Raw genomic sequence first — 248 nt, 5'->3', positions numbered from 1 at the left:
TCGGTAGCTCAGTCGGTAGAGCAGAGGACTGAAAATCCTCGTGTCGGCGGTTCGATTCCGTCCCGAGCCACCATTTTGAAATCGCAAGCCGGCTTAGCTCAATTGGTAGAGCAACTGACTTGTAATCAGTAGGTTGGGGGTTCAAGTCCTCTAGCCGGCACCACTTTCAAAATGAGCCATTAGCTCAGTTGGTAGAGCATCTGACTTTTAATCAGAGGGTCGAAGGTTCGAATCCTTCATGGCTCACC

At 50.4% G+C, this 248-nt stretch carries 2 tRNA genes; both read left to right on the top strand.

Annotated elements, in window-relative coordinates:
• The first annotated feature begins 87 nt into the window (after positions 1-87).
• Positions 88-163, top strand: a tRNA-Thr gene (locus JDS95_RS30755).
• A 10-nt stretch (positions 164-173) separates the two neighbouring features.
• A tRNA-Lys gene (locus JDS95_RS30750) sits at positions 174-246 on the top strand.
• Positions 247-248 lie beyond the last annotated feature (2 nt).

Origin of the sequence: Bacillus cereus group sp. N24, from assembly GCF_016483345.1 — a bacterium.
GTDB lineage: Bacteria > Bacillota > Bacilli > Bacillales > Bacillaceae_G > Bacillus_A > Bacillus_A toyonensis.
The sequence above is the reverse complement of the archived record's forward strand: the minus strand, read 5'-3'. Positions and strand labels throughout refer to the sequence as shown.